Here is an 18,806-nt window from a genome sequence, read left to right as displayed (position 1 = left end):
CGAAATCGGGGATGCATCGCAGTCGATCAAGCGGACGAACCCCCTTGCGAGCGCTGCTTCGGCGCCGCTTTCGTCATCATCCCGTCACCATTTTGCTGCAGTGCAGCTGCGACAAATCGCCGTCCTGACCATTTTTTACACTCGAAATATTGCAACGCACCATCGCCGTGTGTATAGTTGGAACTGTCTCCTCCATGTCTCCTCCTGATATGGATTAAGCCCGTTCCGCTCTGCGTGAACGGGCTTTTTTTCGTCCGTCGATCGTGACGCGTTCCGGCATCCCTCGCCCGCGCGGTCTACACTCGGTGCACGCCATCCGTGAAGGAGTGCCCCGCTCATGAAACCGACCATCCGCACGATCGATCACGTCGTGCTGCGCGTGACCGACATGGCTGCGATGACGCGCTTTTACTGCGATGCCGTCGGCTGCCACGTGGAGAAGGAACAGCCCGACCTAGGCCTCGTGCAGTTGCGCGCCGGCGACGCACTGATCGACCTGTTGTCGGTCGGTGGCCCGATCGACCGTCCCGACAGCGGAGCGCCCGGCGCCGGCCGCAATCTCGACCATCTCTGCCTGCGCGTCGAGCCGTTCGACCCCGACGCGCTGATCGAGCATTTCGCGGCGCATGGCGCGCGCCCCGGCGCCCCCGCCGAACGCTACGGCGCCGGCGGCTACGGGCCGTCGATCTATCTGTTCGATCCCGAAGGGAACATGCTGGAATTCAAGGGGCCGCCCGCCGCGATCGGCTAAGCGCCGGCCGTCACGCGTCGGCGCGCGCCTTCAGCACGGTCCATTCGACCGCGACCGGATCGTGGTCGGCGCTCGAGATCCACGCCGTGCCGTCCTGCACCGTGCACTGCAGGCGCATCGTGCGCTCGGCGAGGTGCCCGAGCGCCGCCGCGACGCCGTCGGCCAGCGACAGCACCTGCACGTTGCGCAGCCGCTCCACCTTGCTGCGCACGCCCTGCCACCAGATATCCGAGGTCTTGCCGCCGTAGGCGATCACCGTGACCTGCCCGGCGCGGCCGGCCGCCTTCGAGATGCGCCGTTCGTCGGGCTGGCCGGCCTCGATCCACACGTCGATCGCGCCCGTCAGGTCCTTTTGCCACAAATCGGGTTCGTCGACGTCCGACAGCCCCTTGCAGAATTCGAGACGCTCGTTCGCGAACAGCGCGAACGCGACGATGCGCACCATCATCCGGTCGTCGGTTTCCGACGGGTGACGGGCGACCGTCAACGCATGATCGGCGTAGTAGTGCCGATCCATGTCGGCGATTTGCAGTTCGGCTTTGTAGATGGTGGATTTCAGCGCCATGCGGATACGGCCCGGGCGGGCATTCGGTTCGGTCGGGCCGTGATGATACCGAATGCGCGTCGCCCGGCGCGCGACGGGCGCTCCACAGCACGACGGCCCGGCATCGGCCGGGCCGCGTTCGGGGCGCGCCGCCGGCGGTTCGGGCCGGCGCGCGGGTGCGAGAGGTGCGCGTGCGGGTTACTGCTTGACGAAGCGCGAATCGGTCCAGAGACCCTGCTGATCGCTGTTGTCGGCGCTGACGAACTGGACGTCGCCCTGATCGACCGACACCACGCGGAAGCGCTGGCCTTCCGGCACCGACAGGCAACGGTAGTCGTCGAAGTACTGCTGCTTCGCCTGCGACTTGCCGTCACGCTCGTGACTCAGTACGGAGTCCAGATTGTCTTTCGACAGACAGCCCCACGCATTCTTCGTCAGCTGGATTTCCTGCTTCGGCTGGACAGCCGCGTCGCCGCCCGCCTGCGCGATCGACACCACGGAAAATGCGCCGACAAGGGCGAAAAGGACACCGGTTCGCTTCATCATGTTCTGTCTCCAGGCTTGCGGGCACCAGGCTGGGTTAGCTATGTGTTTAAAGATGATCGTGAACCCACGTTTTTCACTTTAGAAGACCGGCAAACGATATCAAGCACATTTGTTGTGCGATCGCAATAGCGGCGAATTGTCGCACCCTGCGCGCACCCGGTTTTTCGCGTGCCGCGCACGCGCGGCGGCGCCTGCCGTCCGGCGGACCAGACCGCGCCGCCGGGCGCAAAGCATTGTCCGGCAAGACTTTCAGCGAGGCTGCAATGCGCCCGTTGAACGGTTTGGATAATTCATTTCAATATCGGGATCATTTTGATGCGTTGCACACAAAGTCGTCCGGAACGATATGAATTTACTGCAGTGCGGGACCGGATTTACCTGATACAAGAAAAATGCCAGGTATAAGCGCGTTCGTATTTACCCGTATTTTTTCCGTGCGGGCCGGGCGCCCGTGGCAGCGGGGCCGCAGGGTGTTTTCTCCGTGTTTTCCGTGTTTTCACCCGGCTTCATTCAGACCGGTTGCGGGCGCTCGAAATAATCGCGCTGGAAGATGCACATGCGATATGCGTTGTGATATGCACCATTTCCGAAAAATTCTTCCTTCAATTCGGCCTCGTGCTGGAATCCGCATTTCTCGTACACGTGGATTGCCGCCGCATTCGACGTATCGACGATCAGGTACAGCTTGCGCATGTTCAATACCTTGAACGCATATTCGATCGCGAGACGCGTCGCCTGGCTCGCATAGCCGCGTCCCTGGCATTGGGGCGCGATGATGATCTGGAACTCGCCGCGACGATGGATGTAGTCGAGCTCGATCAGCTCGACGAGGCCGACCAGTTCGTCCTGCGGATCGACCGCGACGAAGCGGCGCTCGCGCTGGTCGTGCACGTGGCGGTCATACAGCTGCGACAGTTCGGAGAAGGTTTCGTACGGCTCCTCGAACCAGTAGCGCATGATCTTCGCGTCGTTGTTCAGCTCGTGGACGAAGCGCAGGTCCTGGCGCTCCAGCGGCCGCAGTGCAAGTGTGTGCTTGTCGTTCTGGAGTTGCATGTTCGTGTCCTTTTTAATGCCCGCGCGCGCGTGAACCCCCGTGCGGCGCCGCCGCGAACGGGGGCGCGTTCCGCGCCGTAACAAGTTGACCCGCGGGAGAAGTTCAGAGCCTAGAATGGGAACAAGGGTTCCTGCCGCCGCAAGGAGGCTATCGTGATCGAGCAAGTCATACTCGGCATCTTCCTCGTGCTGCCACTCGTGATCGTGGCTGCGCTGTTCTCCGACGAACTGTGGCAGGAACATCGGCGCCAGCATCCGCGCGACGAAAACGCACCGCATATCGACTGGAAGCATCCGTGGCGCCGGGTGCGACGCGGGCACTGAATCGATCGCCATCCCGGCACGGCACCCGTCCGTGCGGGTCGCCCCGAACGCTGCAACCGCCTTTTGCCAGAACCGATTCCCGCTCAACCCGCGAGACGCCGACGTGAACGACAAACCCGCTCTCCCTGCACACGACATCCCCAGCGAAACGATCGACCTGCAGATCGCCGACGTGCTGGCGGCCGTCCGCTACCCGGCGAACAAGGATGCGATCGTCGACGCTGCACGCGACGCCGGCGCAAGCAACGAAGTGCTGTCGATGCTCGACGGCTTGCCCGAACAGGATTACGCGGACGTCAATGCCGTCACGCGCTGGGTCGCCGGCAACTTCGGCCCCGGTCTCGGTATTTGAGCGCGCACGAATAACACGGTAGGATCGGCCCGCACCGGCCATGCTGCGGCCGGATGCAAGCCGCCCGGCGCCAAGACCGGGCGTGACCGCACGAGCGCCCGGGGGAATCCATGGAAGGTATTCTGATCCAGCATACGACGCGTCGTCAGCTGTGGTTCGGCGCGCTGACGGCACTCGTCATCGTGCTCGCGCTCGGGATCGCCGTGCCGCACGCGAACGTCGCGCTGCCGGCCGTCGAGCCGTTCATGCCGATGTGCGCGCTGACCGTGTTCACCACCGCGAGCATCGCCGCGTTCTTCCTCGGCGCGCAGTTCACCGTCACGCGCCAGCCCGTGCTCGGTGCGCTCGGCGGCGCCTACGCATTCACCGCGCTCGCCGTCGCGCTGCAGCTGCTCACCTTTCCCGGCGTGTTCGCGCCGCACGGCCTGCTCGGCGCGCGCCCGCAAAGCGCCGCGTGGATGTGGGTCTTCTGGCATGCCGGCTTTCCATGCTTCGTGATGGCCGCGCTGCTCGCGCGCGAGCGGCTCACGCGTGCGCCGGTCGGCGCGGCGCAGACGCGCTGGTGGACCCTCGCGCTGGTCGGCGGCCCGGCCATCGCGGCCGCGCTGCTGTGCATGCTCGCGCTGAACGTTGCGCTGCCGCCCGCGCTCCATCCGCCGGGCGATGCGGCCGTGCTGCCCGTCAACGGGATCGCGCTGGTCGTATGGATCCTCAACGCGCTCGCGCTCGTTGCGGTGCTGGCCTCCGGCCGGCTGCGCACGACGCTCGACCTGTGGCTCGCGATCGCGGTGCTCGCCTGCCTCACCGACACGACGCTGAACCTGCTGACCACGAACCGCTTCACGATCGGCTGGTATCTCGCGCGCGTGTTCAGCATGTTCACGCCCGGCGTGCTGGTGTGCGTGCTCGCGTGGGAAGTGACGAAGCTGTATCAGCAGCTGTTCGAGGCGCATGCGACGCTGGTTCGATCTTCCGCGCGCGACGGGCTGACCGGTGCATTCAACCGCAGCCACTTCAACGATCACTTCCACACGCTGTTCCTGCAGGCGCGGCGGCAGGGCGAATCGCTGTCGCTGCTGATGGTCGACGTCGATCACTTCAAGGCATACAACGACGCTTTCGGTCACGTGAAGGGCGATGCGTGCCTGATCGGCGTCGCGAATGCGCTGGCCGGCGCGGTGCGGCGTCCCGCGGATATCGTCGCGCGCTACGGCGGCGAGGAGTTTGCGATCGTGCTGCCGAACACCGGTGCGCGCGGGGCGCGGGTCGTGGCCGAGGAAGCGCGCGAAGCGGTGCTGCGGCTCGATCTCGCGATGCCTGCGTCGCCCGCGGGGCGCGTGAGCGTCAGCGTCGGCTGTGCGACCGTGTCGGCCGACGACCTGTCGACGCCCGATGCGTTGATCGAAGCCGCCGATGCCGCGCTGTACCGCGCGAAGGATGCGGGGCGAAACCGGGTCGCCGCGGCGTGAAAACGTCTGCGGATTGGGAATTTGTTACGGTCATTGTGACCGGAATAATCCGCCGTTACGGATTGCGGCACCGGGAAACGATCGCTTACAGCCGGTGTTGACGGCGCTCGCTATGCTGGGTTCATGTCGAATCCGAGCAGGTGAACGCGATGAAGAAAACCCTTTTGCTGATTGCCGGTGTGGCCGTGCTGCTGAGCGGCTGCATCGTGGTGCCGGATGGCGGCGGGTATTACGGTGGTGGCGGGTATTACCATCATCATCGGCATTGGGATTGATGGCGGTTGCGGGTTCGAATGCATCGACGAGCAGCCACGTCGATGCAGCATCCACGGCCCGGGTCGCAGCTTGACCGGGCTCCGCGTGCGCCAGAGAGAGCGCAGCCCGCGTTTCGTCATGAAGACGTTCGAGCCGCGCTCCTTTTTCCCGGCCTTGGCCACTGTCACTTCCCGATACAGAATCTGCTGAAAATCACCCCCAGCAGATCATCCGAAGTGAACTCCCCGGTAATCGCATTGAGCTGCTCCTGCGCGAGCCGCAGCTCCTCCGCGAACAGATCGAGCGATTGCGCGCGCTGCTCCGCATGATCGGCCGCCTGAGCCAGATGTTCCTGCGCCGACCGCAGCGCGATCAGATGCCGCTCGCGCGCCAGATAAACGCCTTCGGCACCCGCCTGCCACCCCGCGATCCGCAGCAGCTCCGCACGCAGCATGTCGATCCCGTCGCCGCGCTTCGCCGACAGGTGCACCTCGGTCAGATCGCCTTCCGCCGCCGGATGCTCGACGCACGCCTGCACGCCGGTGAGATCCGTCTTGTTCAGCACGCGCACCACCGGCACGCCGCCCGGGAACCGCGCCGCGATCGTCTCGTCGTCCGCCGTCATCCCCGTGCGCGAATCGAGCAGATGCAGCACGACGTCCGCGCGCTCGATCTCGCTCCACGTGCGTGCAATCCCGATCCGCTCGACCTCGTCCTCCGTCTCGCGCAACCCGGCCGTATCGATGATGTGCAGCGGAATCCCTTCGACCTGGATCGTCTGCGCGACCTTGTCGCGCGTCGTGCCGGCGATCGGCGTGACGATCGCCAGCTCCGCGCCGGCGAGCGCATTCAGCAGCGACGACTTGCCGACGTTCGGCTGCCCCGCCAGCACGACCGACAGCCCCTCGCGCAGCAGCGCGCCCTGCCGCGCATCGCCGAGCACGTGCGCGAGTTGCTCGCGGATCTTCGCGAGCTTGCCGCGCGCATCGGCCGCCTCCAGGAAGTCGATTTCCTCTTCCGGGAAATCGAGCGTCGCCTCGACCAGCATCCGCAGTGTGATCACGTCCTCGACGAGCGCATGGATCTGCCGCGAGAACGCGCCGTCGAGCGAGCGCCCGGCCGAGCGCGCCGCCGCCTCGGTACTCGCCTCGATCAGGTCGGCGACGGCCTCGGCCTGCGCGAGGTCGAGCTTGTCGTTCAGGAACGCGCGCCGCGTGAACTCGCCCGGCTCCGCGAGCCGCAGCCCGAAGCTGCGCCCCGCATCGAGGCAGCGCTGCAGCAGCAGCTGCATCACGATCGGCCCGCCATGCCCCTGCAACTCCAGCACGTGCTCGCCGGTGTACGAATACGGCGCGGGGAAATACAGCGCGATTCCGCGGTCGAGCGGCGCGCCGTGCTCGTCGAGGAACGGCACGTAGCTCGCATGGCGCGGCGCGAGCCGCTGCCCGCACAATGCGTCGATCAGCGGCCGCGCAGCCGCCTCGCCGCCTCGCCCGAACGACACGCGGACGACACCGATGCCACCCCGGCCGGCAGCAGTGGCAATGGCGACGATCGGATCGGAATCGGTAGCGAGCATGGAATCGGATGAATCGGGTAAGCAGACAGTGAATGGTGCGCCCGTGCAACAGTTCACGCATCGGGACGCCGGCATTGTAGCGTGCCGGCCCGCACGCCACCGGACGCCCCATCGGATTCGAACTCGCCCGAATTTATCCCGACGGAGCTAAGCCGAGTATCAGTGCCGAACCGCTGCGTACTGTCCACTTCGGACGAGTACGCCTGTCGGAGTGGTCCGACGCTGCGGCCCCCAATTCAGCCATACGCTCCACTGCAGGTTGGGATTCGTCTGAATAGGCTATGTTTATCTTGGATGGTTGTCTGAGACGCGTCGGTGAAATTGCACAATCACCCCCATGCCGACACCCGAAGAAAAAGCAGCGTTCTCGGAACGCCTGAAATTCGCCTTGCGGCGCAGCCCGGAGAAGGTCACCGGTGCGACGGAGCTCGCGAACCGATTCAATCTGCGTCACCGCGGTGCGCAGCCGGTTTCGCCGCAAACCGCGCACAAATGGCTGACGGGCCGCACGATTCCGACGCCGGACAAACTCGAAACGCTCGCCGAGTGGTTGCGCGTCGAACTGCATTGGCTGCATTACGGCCCGTCGCCGAGCGTGACCGAACATACGACCCCGCAACCGCTGCCGCGCGACGAGCGCTATCCGCCGACGCCCGAGACGATCGAACTCGCGTCGAAGATCGAGGCGCTGCCGCCGCATCAGCGCTACCTCGTTCAGGAACTGATCGAGCAGTTCTACGGCGGCGACGCGAAAATCGAAGCGAAGAAGGCCTGAACGGCAGCGGCCAAGCTCCGCACGCGCCGCCCGCCGCGCCACCCGCCGGAAACGAAAAAGCCGCATGGATCGCACCATGCGGCTTTTTTACATGCATCGCGGGCGGCTGGCCGCCCGCGTGTGCCACGGGCGTCAGGCCGGTTTCTTGGCCCCGCCGAGCTTGCGCGTGATGTAGTACTGCTGCGCGATCGACAGCACGTTGTTCACGACGTAGTACAGCACCAGGCCGGCCGGGAAGAAGAAGAACATCACCGAGAACGCGATCGGCATGAACTTCATCATCTTCGCCTGGACCGGGTCCGGCGGCGTCGGGTTCAGGCTCGTCTGCACGAACATCGACACGGCCATCAGCACCGGCAGGATGAAGAACGGATCGCGCTGCGACAGGTCATGAATCCACAGAATCCACGGCGCGCCGCGCATTTCGACCGAGGCAAGCAGCACCCAGTACAGCGAGATGAACACCGGGATCTGGATCACGACCGGCAGGCAGCCGCCGAACGGATTGACCTTCTCGGTCTTGTACAGCTCCATCAGCGCGGCATTCATCTTCTGCGGATCGCTCTTGAAGCGTTCGCGCAGCGCCTGCATGCGCGGCGTGATTTCCTTCATGCGCGCCATCGACTTGTAGCTCGCGGCCGACAGCGGGAAGAACACGGCCTTGATCAGCACGGTGAGCAGCACGATCGCCCAGCCCCAGTTGCCGACGAGCCCGTGGATCTTCTCGAGCAGCCAGAACAGCGGCTTCGCGATGATCGTCACCCAGCCGTAGTCCTTCACGAGCTCCAGGCCCGGCGCGATGCCTTCGAGCATGCGCTCTTCTTCCGGGCCGGCGAACAGGCGTGCCTGCACGTCGGCCGACTGGCCCGGCGCGATCGCGGCGACCGGCTGCTTCACGCCGACGCGATACAGCGTCGGATCGATCTTCTCGGCGTAGATGTCGCGCTTCGCGCCCTGCTGCGGAATCCAGGCCGACGCGAAGTAGTGCTGCACCATCGCGACCCAGCCGTTGTCGGCCGACTTCTCGAAGTTCGCCTTGTTCTTGTCGAGGTCGCTGAAGTCGATCTTCTGGAAGTGCTTCGTGTCCGTGTAGACCGCCGGCCCGAGGAACGTATGCGAGAACATCGGCGTTTCGACGGCCGTGTTGTCGCGCACCAGTTCCATGTAGACCGTCGGCGTGACAGGCGCCGTGCCGACGTTGTCGATCTTGGTGTCGACGCCGATCACGTAGCTGCCGCGCGTGAACGTGTAGGTCTTCACGACCTTCACGCCGCCCTTCACCGGCGATTCGAACGACAGCTTCAGCGTGTTCTGGTCGCCCGTCAGCGACGTCGGGCCCGCATTGACCTGCGTGTAGACGTCGTTGTGGTTCGGGAAGTCGCCGCCGAGCAGGCCCGAGCGCGCGAGGTACGTGTGGCCGGCCGTGTGGTCGAACAGCGTGATGTACAGGTCGGGCTGCTTGCCGTCGCCCTGCTTCTTCAGCGTCAGCTTCGCGAGCGTGCCGCCGCGCGTGTCGATTTCGCCGTCATAGACGTCGGTCGAGAACTTCACGAGCTGCGCTTGCGCGGCCGGAGCCGTCGTCGACGGCGCGGTGCCGGCTGCAGCGGCAGGCACGTCACCTGCCGGCGTCGTCGCGCCCGTGCCCGAAGCCCCGCCTGCCGCGGCCGCGGGGGCCGTCTGCGTGGCGCTCGGGAAGAACATCGACGGGCGTCCATGGTCGCGCTGCCAGTTGTCGTACAGCATGACAGCGGACATGAAGAAGATCACCCATAGGACGGTGCGTTTGATATCCATGCGTTGTCTCAGAGTCGATGGGACCGCGCGTCGGCTTCGCCGCGAGCGCGAGTGTCGGAGTTGGGCGGCGGGACGAGGTCGATGCCGCCCGCGGAAAACGGATGGCATCGGCACACGCGCCTGACGGCGAGATACGTGCCGCGCGCGGCGCCATGATACTGGATTGCCTCGCGCGCGTAATCCGAACAGGAAGGATAAAAACGGCAACGGTTGCCGAGCATCGGGCTCACGGCAACCTTGTAGAAGCGCAGCAAGGCGATCAATACCGTTTCCATACCTTGGGCGGCGCCGTTCGACGCCGCGTCAAAACCGGCCGGGCAGGCGCGAACGCCGCACCGGGCACGGATGCGTCACTCGGACGCGGGCTTCGACGCGCGGCGGGCGATCTCCCGGACTGCCCTGTCGAGCAGTTCGCGGATTTCGGCCGCACACATCGCCGCGAGCGGGGCGGAAGCCGCGCTCGGCAGCGCTTTCTTGTCGAAGCGCGTGTGCTGCCGCAGCAGCAGGTCGTAACCGGCGAACTCGGCCCGGCGCAAGCGAAACGCATCGCGCGCCAGCCGCTTCACGAGATTACGGGTTACCGCACGCGGCGCATACTTCTTGCCGATGACGAGCCCCAAACGCGCGGGCTGGCCGGTCGGCTTGCCGTAGATCACGAAGTGCGCGGAGCGCCGCCAGGGGCGCAAACGAAAAACGGATGAAAATTCATCCGTTTTCAGAAGTCGCGCAGCTTTCGGGAAGGCGGCTTTCGTCTGCGACGGATTCGCACCCGGCTCGACGGTACCTTCCGCAGGACTGCGGACGGCGGACACAGCGCGCAACCTGCCTTAGATGGCGAGGCGCTTGCGGCCCTTCGCGCGGCGAGCGTTGATGACCTTGCGGCCACCTGCCGTCTTCATGCGGACACGGAAGCCATGGGTGCGCTTGCGGCGCGTCACGGACGGTTGGTAAGTACGTTTCATGATGTTCTCACTTGTTCGAGAATGTCGAAATTCAGGGGACCGCGTGCCCTTAACCGGAGGCATTCGGGCGAACGCAATCGCCGGGAATACAGGATTGGTTTTCGCGGAACCCGCTATTTAAACCGTTTTTCTCTTGACGGTCAATACTTTAGGAGTCGTCCGCCTGTGCCGGCCCCGGCCGATCCGGCCCCGCGACCCACAATCGCAGCCTGTGGATAAGTCCCGCTGTGGCCGCGTTTGGCGTTAGAATCTCGCCTTATCTCCAAGAATCCCGCACGCCGCTTCGGCTCGCGCCTGCCCCTCCACGACCGTGACGCAGGCGTCCGACGCACGCTCGCACGACCGCTTCGGGCCTTGTTGCGCCACCGCGACAAGGGCGCCGGCGAGCCGCGCTGTGCACGCAAAAAACGACAGTTACTTGATGAACGATTTCTGGCAACACTGTTCCGCACTGCTGGAGCGCGAGCTGACGCCCCAGCAGTACGTGACGTGGATCAAACCCTTGGCCCCGGTGGCCTTCGATGCGTCGGCGAACACGCTGTCCATCGCCGCGCCGAACCGCTTCAAGCTGGACTGGGTCAAGAGCCAGTTTTCGGGCCGCATCTCCGATCTGGCCCGAGATTTCTGGAACGCGCCGATCGAAGTCCAGTTCGTCCTCGATCCGAAGGCCGGCATGCGCAGCGCCGCTGCGAGCGCCGCGCCGGCCGCCCCGCGCGCGCCGCTGGCACCGAGCGGCCCTGCCGCGACGATCGCCGCGATCGCCGCCAACCTGACCGCGAATGCCGCCGCCGCGCCCAGCGCGCCGGCCGACGTGCCGATGACGCCGTCGGCGGCTGCCGCGCACCACCTGAACGCCGACGACGCCGACATCGACCTGCCGAGCCTGCCCGCGCACGAAGCGGCCGCCGGCCGCCGTACCTGGCGCCCGGGCCCCGGTGCCGCGCCCGCGAACGGCGGCGAAGCCGATTCGATGTACGAACGCTCGAAGCTGAACCCCGTGCTCACGTTCGACAACTTCGTGACCGGTAAGGCGAACCAGCTCGCACGCGCCGCCGCGATCCAGGTCGCGGACAACCCCGGCATCTCGTACAACCCGCTGTTCCTGTACGGCGGCGTCGGCCTCGGCAAGACCCACCTGATCCACGCGATCGGCAACCAGCTGCTGCTCGACAAGGCCGGCGCGCGGATCCGCTACATCCACGCGGAGCAATACGTGTCCGACGTGGTGAAGGCATACCAGCGCAAGGCGTTCGACGACTTCAAGCGCTACTACCACTCGCTCGACCTGCTGCTGATCGACGATATTCAATTCTTCTCCGGCAAGTCGCGCACGCAAGAGGAATTCTTCTACGCGTTCGAGGCGCTCGTCGCGAACAAGGCGCAGGTGATCATCACCAGCGACACGTATCCGAAGGAGATTTCGGGCATCGACGATCGCCTGATCTCGCGCTTCGACTCGGGCCTCACCGTCGCGATCGAGCCGCCCGAGCTGGAAATGCGCGTCGCGATCCTGATGCGCAAGGCGCAGTCGGAAGGCGTGAACCTGTCGGAGGACGTCGCGTTCTTCGTCGCGAAGCACCTGCGCTCGAACGTGCGCGAGCTCGAAGGCGCGCTGCGCAAGATCCTCGCGTATTCGAAGTTCCACGGCCGCGAGATCTCGATCGAGCTGACCAAGGAAGCGCTGAAGGACCTGCTGACCGTGCAGAACCGGCAGATTTCGGTCGAGAACATCCAGAAGACCGTCGCCGACTTCTACAACATCAAGGTCGCCGACATGTATTCGAAGAAGCGTCCCGCGAACATCGCGCGGCCGCGGCAGATTGCGATGTACCTGGCGAAGGAACTCACGCAGAAGAGCCTGCCGGAGATCGGCGAGCTGTTCGGCGGGCGCGATCACACCACCGTGCTGCACGCCGTGCGCAAGATCGCCGACGAGCGCAGCAAGGACGCGCAGCTCAACCACGAGCTGCACGTGCTGGAACAGACGCTGAAGGGCTGAGCGCGCGGACCGCGCTTGATCATTCGGCCTCCGCCCCAATTTAAGGGGGGCGGTTCGGTTTTGAGGCACAATACTGGTTTGACCGCCCCGGTGGTGGCGGGCCAAGAGCCCGGCCGGCGGGGCGCTGCGAGGCTGCTGCGCTGCAGGCCGTTACTCAACGAAGGAACTCTATGCAACTGGTCAAGACCGAACGAGACACCCTCCTCAGGCCGCTGCAAACGGTCAGCGGCATCGTCGAACGCCGCCATACGTTGCCGATCCTTGCCAACCTGCTGATCACCAAGAACGGCCCGGACGTTTCATTCCTGTCGACCGACCTGGAGCTGCAGATCACCACGCGCGCCGATTTCGGCGTCGGCGGCGACCAGGTGGCCACCACCGTCGCGGCCCGCAAGCTGCTCGACATCCTGCGCGCGATGCCTGACGGCCAGGTCACGCTGTCGCTCGCCGACAAGCGCCTCACCGTTCAATCGGGCAAGAGCCGCTTCGCACTGCAGACGCTGGCGGCCGACGAGTTCCCGACCGTCGCGCAGGCGAAGGATTTCGGCGCGACCCTCACCGTCCCGCAGAAGTCGTTCCGCCAGCTGCTCGGCATGGTGCACTTCGCGATGGCGCAGCAGGACATCCGCTACTACCTGAACGGCATGCTGCTCGTCGTCGACGGCGACCAGCTGATGGCCGTGGCCACCGACGGCCACCGCCTCGCGTTCTCGTCGATGAAGCTCGAAGGCGGCACGTTCGGCCGCCAGGAAGTCATCGTGCCGCGCAAGACGATTCTTGAGCTGCAACGCCTGCTCGAGGACATCGACGACACCGTCACCATCGACATCGCGCAAACCCAGGCCAAGTTCACGTTCGGCCAGGTCGAGCTCGTGTCGAAACTCGTCGAGGGCAAGTTCCCCGACTTCCAGCGCGTGATCCCGAAGGCGCACAAGAACACGTTCGAGATCGGCCGTGAAGAGCTGCAGCGTTCGCTGCAACGTGCGGCCATCCTGACCTCGGACAAGTTCAAGGGCGTGCGCTGCATCATCGCGCCGGGCCAGCTGAAGATCATGTCGACCAACGCCGATCAGGAAGAGGCGCAGGAAGAACTGGAAATCGCGTACCAGGGCGATACCGTCGACATCGGCTTCAACGTCACGTATCTGCTCGACGTGCTCGCGAACCTGAAGGTCGACACCGTGCAGGTGAGCCTCGGCGACGCCAGCTCGAGCGCGCTGATTACCGTGCCCGAGAACGACGAGTTCAAGTATGTCGTGATGCCGATGCGCATCTGACGCGCTCGACATCGCAACACACACCAGGGGGCGGCAAGCCCCTTTGGCGTTTTTATGGCGAACCGACAACCCGTCCCTTTGGTGCCTTTCAGGTGCCTCGGGCGGGCCAGGAAACTGGAGCGGCCCGGCGATTTCTCTCGCTGAAACGCACCGCGCCGCCACGAGAGTGGCCTCGCAGAACCGGAAGATATCCATGAGTGAACAGCACAATACGCAACCCGATAACAGCAGCTACGGCGCCTCGTCGATCCAGATCCTCGAAGGTCTGGAAGCGGTGCGCAAGCGCCCCGGGATGTACATCGGCGACACGTCTGACGGCACCGGTCTGCACCACCTCGTGTTCGAGGTGCTCGACAACTCGATCGACGAAGCGTTGGCCGGGTACTGCAACGACATCCACGTGACGATTCACGCCGACAACTCGATTTCCGTGACCGACAACGGCCGCGGGATTCCGACCGACGTGAAGATGAACGACAAGCACGAGCCGAAGCGGAGTGCTGCCGAGATCGTGATGACCGAGCTGCATGCCGGGGGGAAGTTCGACCAGAACAGCTACAAGGTTTCGGGTGGGCTGCACGGCGTGGGTGTGTCGTGCGTGAACGCGTTGTCGAGCTGGTTGCGGCTCACGGTGCGCCGTGACGGCAAGAAGCGGTTCATGGAGTTCCATCGCGGTGTTGCGCAGGATCGCGTGCTCGAGCAGGTGGACGGCGTGGAAGTGTCGCCGATGCTGGTTACCGGCGATACCGAGAACCGCGGCACCGAAGTGCACTTCATGGCCGATCCGACGATTTTCGGCACGGTCGAGTATCACTACGACATCCTCGCGAAGCGGATGCGTGAGCTCTCGTTCCTGAACAACGGTGTGCGGATTCGCCTCACCGATCTGCGTTCGGGCAAGGAAGACGATTTCGCGTTCGCCGGCGGTGTGAAGGGCTTCGTCGAGTACATCAACAAGACGAAGACCAACCTGCACCCGACCATCTTCCACGCCAACGGCGAGAAGGATGGCGTGGGCGTCGAAGTCGCGATGCAGTGGAACGACAGCTACAACGAGAACGTGCTGTGCTTCACGAACAACATTCCGCAGCGTGACGGCGGCACGCACTTGACCGGCCTGCGGGCCGCGATGACGCGCGTCATCAACAAGTACATCACCGACAACGAAATCGCGAAGAAGGCGAAGGTCGAGACGACCGGCGACGACATGCGTGAAGGTCTTTCGTGCGTGCTGTCCGTGAAGGTGCCGGAGCCGAAGTTCAGCTCGCAGACGAAGGACAAGCTGGTGTCGTCCGAAGTGCGGGCGCCGGTTGAAGAAGTCGTCGCGAAGGCGCTGGAAGAGTTCCTGCTCGAAACGCCGATCGACGCGAAGATCATCTGCGGGAAGATTGTCGAGGCTGCGCGTGCGCGTGATGCGGCGCGGAAGGCGCGTGAGATGACGCGCCGCAAGGGTGTGCTCGACGGCGTCGGCCTGCCCGGCAAGCTCGCGGACTGCCAGGAGAAAGACCCGGCGAAGTGCGAAATCTACATCGTCGAGGGTGACTCGGCAGGTGGCTCGGCCAAGCAAGGGCGTGACCGGAAGTTCCAGGCGATCCTGCCGCTGCGCGGCAAGGTGCTGAACGTCGAGAAGGCACGCTACGACAAGCTGCTGTCGTCGGAGCAGATCGTCACGCTCGTGACCGCGCTCGGCTGCGGGATCGGCAAGGAAGACTACAACCTCGACAAGCTCCGCTATCACCGCATCATCATCATGACCGACGCGGACGTCGATGGTGCGCACATCCGGACGCTGCTGCTCACGTTCCTCTATCGCCAGATGCCGGACATGATCGAGCGCGGCTATGTGTATATCGCACAGCCGCCGCTTTACAAGATCAAGGCGGGCAAGGACGAGCGGTATCTGAAGGATGACGTGGAGCTCAACGCGCACATGCTGCGGTTGGCGCTGCAAGGGTCGGAGCTGGTGCCGGGTGAGAACGCTGCTGCGATTTCCGGTGATGCGCTTGGCGAGCTGGCGCGGTCGTACCTGCTGTCGAAGAGCGTGATCGAGCGGTTGAGCCGGTTGTATGACCCGGCTGCGCTTGAGGCCGTCATGGATGGGGTGGAGATCGATCTTTCCAATGAGGCTTCGACCGAGGCTTCGGCGAAGGCGCTGCACGCTGCGTTGCATGACGAGGCTTTGAAGAACGAAGTGCGCGTGGTGCCTTCGTATGACCCGGTTCGCGAACAGCGGTCGCTGCATGTCGAGCGTACGCATCACGGCAACGTGCGGGTTTCGGTCATCGACCAGGAATTCCAGCACACGGCGGATTATCAGCAGCTTGTGACCACCGCGAATACGTTCAAGGGGCTCATCGGGGAAGGTGCGGTCATCAAGCGCGGTGAGCGCAGCATGGCCGTGAGCGACTTCAAGAGCGCGATGAAGTGGCTGCTTGCTGATGCGGAACGGAACGTTTCGAAGCAGCGGTATAAGGGGCTCGGTGAAATGAACCCCGAACAGCTGTGGGAAACGACGATGGACCCGACCGTGCGGCGACTGCTGCGCGTGCAGATCGAAGATGCGATTGCCGCGGATGGGATCTTTACTACCCTCATGGGGGATGACGTCGAGCCGCGACGGGCGTTTATTGAGTCGAATGCGTTGCGGGCGGGGAATATCGACGTTTGAGAAATTTCGCTTGAACAGTGAGCTCACGCAAAGGCCCGCACTCATAGGAGTTACGGGCCTTTTTTTATTTGAAATAAACTAGCAAGCAAGTCATCAGATGCCAAAGCCCGGACCTATCCGGGATTTCGTGGGCGAGGCATATCATGAGGTGTAAAAGTCATGGATATGCCGATGAAGAAGAAAAGACGTACGGTGGCCTCACAGGCAGCGGCCCGCGGGCCGCTGCCTGAACTGCCCAAGGAACTGCTGGACCAACTGGTCAAGGGGCCCATGACGCCGGCCGAGGTGCAGGATCTGATGCTGGCGTTCAACAAGGCAGTCATCGAGCGCGCGATGAGCGCCGAGATGAGCCTGCATCTGGGCTACCCGCCTGGCCAGCCTAAACCGTCCGGCCAAGCCAACGAGCGCAACGGCGCCAGCGGCAAGACGGTCATCACCGATCGTGGCCCGGTTCGGGTTGACGTGCCCCGCGACCGCGACGGCAGCTTCGAGCCGATCCTGATTCCCAAGCACGAGCGCCGTTTCACCGGCTTTGACGAGCGCATCATCGCGATGTACGCCCGCGGCATGAGCGTGCGCGAGATTCAGGGGTTTCTGGCCGAGCACTATGGCACTGAGGTGTCGCCCGACTTCATCAGTTCGGTCACCGACGAGGTGATGGCCGAGGCGCTGACCTGGCAGAACCGTCCGCTTGAGCCGATGTATCCAGTCGTGTTCTTCGATGCGCTGCGAGTCAAGATCCGCGACGATGGCGTAGTCAGCAACAAGGCCGTCTATCTAGCGCTGGGCATCCAAGCCGACGGCCAGCGCGACGTGCTGGGCCTCTGGATCGAGCAGACCGAGGGCGCCAAGTTCTGGCTCAAGGTGTTCAACGAACTCAAGACGCGCGGCTGCCAGGACATCCTGATCGCCGTGGTCGATGGCCTGAAGGGACTGGCCGAGGCAATCAGCACGGCGTATCCCCGCACGACCGTCCAGACCTGCATCGTGCATCTGATCCGCAACAGCCTCGAGTACGCCAGCTACAAGGATCGCAAGGCGCTCGCCGCAGCGCTGCGTCCGATCTACGCGGCCGCCAGCGAAGATGCGGCAAGGCAGGCGCTGCACGACTTCGCCGAGGGCCCCTGGGGCCAGAAGTACCCGACCATCGTGCAATCGTGGCAGCGGGCATGGGAACACGTCGTACCGTTCTACGTGTTCCCGCCGGAGATTCGTCGGGTCGTTTATACGACAAACGCCTTCGAAAGCTTGAACATGCAGTTGCGCAAGATCATCAAGACGCGTGGCCACTTCCCGAACGATGAGGCGGCGATCAAGCTGCTCTGGCTGGCGCTGCGCAACGTGCTGGCCAAGACCGTTCGGCCGCCTTCGACTGGAAATCAGCGATGAACCAGTTTGCTATCCTGTTCGGCGAGCGGTTCATGCAGGCGCGCGGATAACACGCTGTTCAACCGCCTCGCCCACAAAAATGCGGACAGGTTCCAAAGCCCCGAACGCACAATTAGCTCCCCGCCTCTTGAGAAAATGCTAATGCGCATTTGCGACCCAAGCAGCGCCAATGCAAGTGGCTGGGTATTCAGTAGCCACTGAATTTATTGCGTGCCTCACGACCTCCTCCACTTGACACCAGTAGCGGCTCTCGGCTACTTACCCATACGAGCAATAGCCTCATCGGCTACGCCATAACAATATCCCGAGCTCGGTCTTGCAAGACACGATCCTCTATTCTATCGCTCACATTCTCACTTCTAGCGCGCAATATTTCATGAAAATCATCATCCGTTAGCGGAATAATAATTTCTCGCTTATCTCTATAAAAATCCCTACATCGATCTAATAATCTATCGAAATTTTCAACACTTCTACACAACAACAATCCAACCTGCCCTCTATTTGCACCAAATCGACCAGACAGCTGATCAACCTCAGGATTTCCAACCTCTCTACCATAGTTTTTGCACTCAATCATTATATACTGGGCAGGAATATGTCGAATTTGATGAACCCCCCAAAAGAAACCTTCGTTTGCGGAGTTATCGAAAACAATATCGATTCTCTTTCTACCCTCATTGATTTCTCGCTCAACTTGTGGGCAAGTCAAATTCGGGTAAAAAATTAGCTCCAAAACACCAACCATCAATTTATGATACGAAGATGCAGCATCGTTTCCGACAGGAATTTTAGAAAGTCGCTCAGACAGATAGCAGGCGATTAGCGAAATATCTTCCGCAGGGTTGATCTCCTCATTCCCAAGTGATCTGACTTGTCCATTTGCCCATTTTTTAAAATCATCAAACACTCGGCCGTATTTTAAGGTAAAAGCCGCCGAAAAATCTTTCGTTGGAGGGGCAATAGAATCAGCGAGCTCCTTTTTCACAACCTGACCTTACCCCGCCGAGTACACCATTCGTAAGTTAGTGGGCTCGCCGTTTTTCGGTTGATGCAATTGCCGGAATTG

At 63.3% G+C, this 18,806-nt stretch carries 18 protein-coding genes and 1 pseudogene; 10 read left to right on the top strand and 9 right to left on the bottom strand.

What is annotated here, in order from left to right:
- Nucleotides 1–337 precede the first annotated feature (337 nt).
- Nucleotides 338–751, top strand: a complete 414-nt coding sequence (locus tag DIE22_RS28480) for a VOC family protein (protein ID WP_124500651.1) — start codon at nt 338–340, stop codon at nt 749–751.
- Nucleotides 752–761: 10 nt separating this feature from the next.
- Here DIE22_RS28480 and DIE22_RS28475 read toward each other — a convergent pair whose 3' ends face one another.
- From DIE22_RS28475 to speG, 3 genes are all read right to left on the bottom strand, one after another.
- Complete coding sequence (locus tag DIE22_RS28475; RefSeq protein ID WP_124500652.1) at nt 762–1,316, bottom strand: YaeQ family protein; 555 nt, start codon at nt 1,314–1,316, stop codon at nt 762–764.
- 177 nt (nt 1,317–1,493) lie between these two features.
- Nucleotides 1,494–1,841, bottom strand: coding sequence for a surface attachment protein Sap1 (gene sap1, locus DIE22_RS28470; RefSeq protein ID WP_044848669.1), 348 nt, complete (start codon nt 1,839–1,841; stop codon nt 1,494–1,496).
- Between the two features lie 510 nt (nt 1,842–2,351).
- A complete protein-coding gene (speG, locus tag DIE22_RS28465; protein WP_124606570.1) occupies nt 2,352–2,894 on the bottom strand; it encodes a spermidine N1-acetyltransferase in 543 nt (180 codons plus the stop codon).
- 153 nt (nt 2,895–3,047) lie between these two features.
- Here speG and DIE22_RS38345 point away from each other — a divergent pair, with 153 nt between their 5' ends.
- From DIE22_RS38345 to DIE22_RS38980, 4 genes are all read left to right on the top strand, one after another.
- Nucleotides 3,048–3,218: a hypothetical protein gene (locus tag DIE22_RS38345; RefSeq protein ID WP_006489933.1), complete on the top strand. Its 171-nt coding sequence runs from the start codon at nt 3,048–3,050 to the stop codon at nt 3,216–3,218.
- 103 nt (nt 3,219–3,321) lie between these two features.
- The gene (locus tag DIE22_RS28460) at nt 3,322–3,570 is read left to right on the top strand and encodes a DUF2795 domain-containing protein (protein ID WP_124606569.1); all 249 of its coding nucleotides are present in this window, start codon (nt 3,322–3,324) and stop codon (nt 3,568–3,570) included.
- A gap of 110 nt (nt 3,571–3,680) precedes the next feature.
- Nucleotides 3,681–5,039 carry a diguanylate cyclase gene (locus tag DIE22_RS28455; protein WP_124606568.1) on the top strand — a complete coding sequence of 453 codons (1,359 nt, stop codon included), beginning with the start codon at nt 3,681–3,683 and terminating at the stop codon, nt 5,037–5,039.
- Between the two features lie 149 nt (nt 5,040–5,188).
- Nucleotides 5,189–5,314, top strand: coding sequence for a hypothetical protein (locus tag DIE22_RS38980; protein WP_006750105.1), 126 nt, complete (start codon nt 5,189–5,191; stop codon nt 5,312–5,314).
- A 164-nt stretch (nt 5,315–5,478) separates the two neighbouring features.
- On the opposite strand, the gene mnmE is transcribed toward DIE22_RS38980, so the two are convergent.
- On the bottom strand, nt 5,479–6,873 hold the full coding sequence (mnmE, locus tag DIE22_RS28450) for a tRNA uridine-5-carboxymethylaminomethyl(34) synthesis GTPase MnmE (RefSeq protein WP_124606567.1): 1,395 nt from the start codon (nt 6,871–6,873) through the stop codon (nt 5,479–5,481).
- 337 nt (nt 6,874–7,210) lie between these two features.
- On the opposite strand from mnmE, the gene DIE22_RS28445 reads away from it, so the two are divergent.
- Nucleotides 7,211–7,648 (top strand): helix-turn-helix domain-containing protein, encoded by a 438-nt coding sequence (locus DIE22_RS28445; RefSeq protein WP_124500657.1) that lies wholly within the window; start codon nt 7,211–7,213, stop codon nt 7,646–7,648.
- 132 nt (nt 7,649–7,780) lie between these two features.
- On the opposite strand, the gene yidC is transcribed toward DIE22_RS28445, so the two are convergent.
- The 4 genes from yidC to rpmH all read right to left on the bottom strand — a co-directional run bounded on the left by yidC (nt 7,781) and on the right by rpmH (nt 10,404).
- A complete protein-coding gene (gene yidC / locus DIE22_RS28440; protein WP_124500658.1) occupies nt 7,781–9,442 on the bottom strand; it encodes a membrane protein insertase YidC in 1,662 nt (553 codons plus the stop codon).
- An 8-nt stretch (nt 9,443–9,450) separates the two neighbouring features.
- Nucleotides 9,451–9,717 carry a membrane protein insertion efficiency factor YidD gene (yidD, locus tag DIE22_RS28435; protein WP_006750110.1) on the bottom strand — a complete coding sequence of 89 codons (267 nt, stop codon included), beginning with the start codon at nt 9,715–9,717 and terminating at the stop codon, nt 9,451–9,453.
- Between the two features lie 75 nt (nt 9,718–9,792).
- Nucleotides 9,793–10,254 carry a ribonuclease P protein component gene (gene rnpA / locus DIE22_RS28430; RefSeq protein ID WP_124500659.1) on the bottom strand — a complete coding sequence of 154 codons (462 nt, stop codon included), beginning with the start codon at nt 10,252–10,254 and terminating at the stop codon, nt 9,793–9,795.
- Nucleotides 10,255–10,269: 15 nt separating this feature from the next.
- Complete coding sequence (gene rpmH / locus DIE22_RS28425) at nt 10,270–10,404, bottom strand: 50S ribosomal protein L34 (RefSeq protein ID WP_004198824.1); 135 nt, start codon at nt 10,402–10,404, stop codon at nt 10,270–10,272.
- Nucleotides 10,405–10,825: 421 nt separating this feature from the next.
- On the opposite strand from rpmH, the gene dnaA reads away from it, so the two are divergent.
- The 4 genes and pseudogenes from dnaA to DIE22_RS28405 all read left to right on the top strand — a co-directional run bounded on the left by dnaA (nt 10,826) and on the right by DIE22_RS28405 (nt 17,787).
- The gene (gene dnaA / locus DIE22_RS28420) at nt 10,826–12,403 is read left to right on the top strand and encodes a chromosomal replication initiator protein DnaA (RefSeq protein WP_221623903.1); all 1,578 of its coding nucleotides are present in this window, start codon (nt 10,826–10,828) and stop codon (nt 12,401–12,403) included.
- A 170-nt stretch (nt 12,404–12,573) separates the two neighbouring features.
- Nucleotides 12,574–13,680 carry a DNA polymerase III subunit beta gene (gene dnaN, locus DIE22_RS28415; RefSeq protein ID WP_006756934.1) on the top strand — a complete coding sequence of 369 codons (1,107 nt, stop codon included), beginning with the start codon at nt 12,574–12,576 and terminating at the stop codon, nt 13,678–13,680.
- Between the two features lie 193 nt (nt 13,681–13,873).
- On the top strand, nt 13,874–16,348 hold the full coding sequence (gene gyrB / locus DIE22_RS28410) for a DNA topoisomerase (ATP-hydrolyzing) subunit B (protein ID WP_124606565.1): 2,475 nt from the start codon (nt 13,874–13,876) through the stop codon (nt 16,346–16,348).
- A gap of 165 nt (nt 16,349–16,513) precedes the next feature.
- Nucleotides 16,514–17,787: pseudogene (locus DIE22_RS28405) on the top strand (IS256 family transposase).
- A 236-nt stretch (nt 17,788–18,023) separates the two neighbouring features.
- On the opposite strand, the gene DIE22_RS28400 reads toward DIE22_RS28405, so the two are convergent.
- Complete coding sequence (locus tag DIE22_RS28400; RefSeq protein WP_124606564.1) at nt 18,024–18,725, bottom strand: hypothetical protein; 702 nt, start codon at nt 18,723–18,725, stop codon at nt 18,024–18,026.
- Between the last annotated feature and the right edge of the window lie 81 nt (nt 18,726–18,806).

The sequence above is a fragment of the Burkholderia sp. Bp9142 genome, assembly GCF_003853415.1.
Classification (GTDB): Bacteria; Pseudomonadota; Gammaproteobacteria; order Burkholderiales; family Burkholderiaceae; genus Burkholderia.
This window is presented reverse-complemented; position numbering and strand designations above follow the sequence as displayed.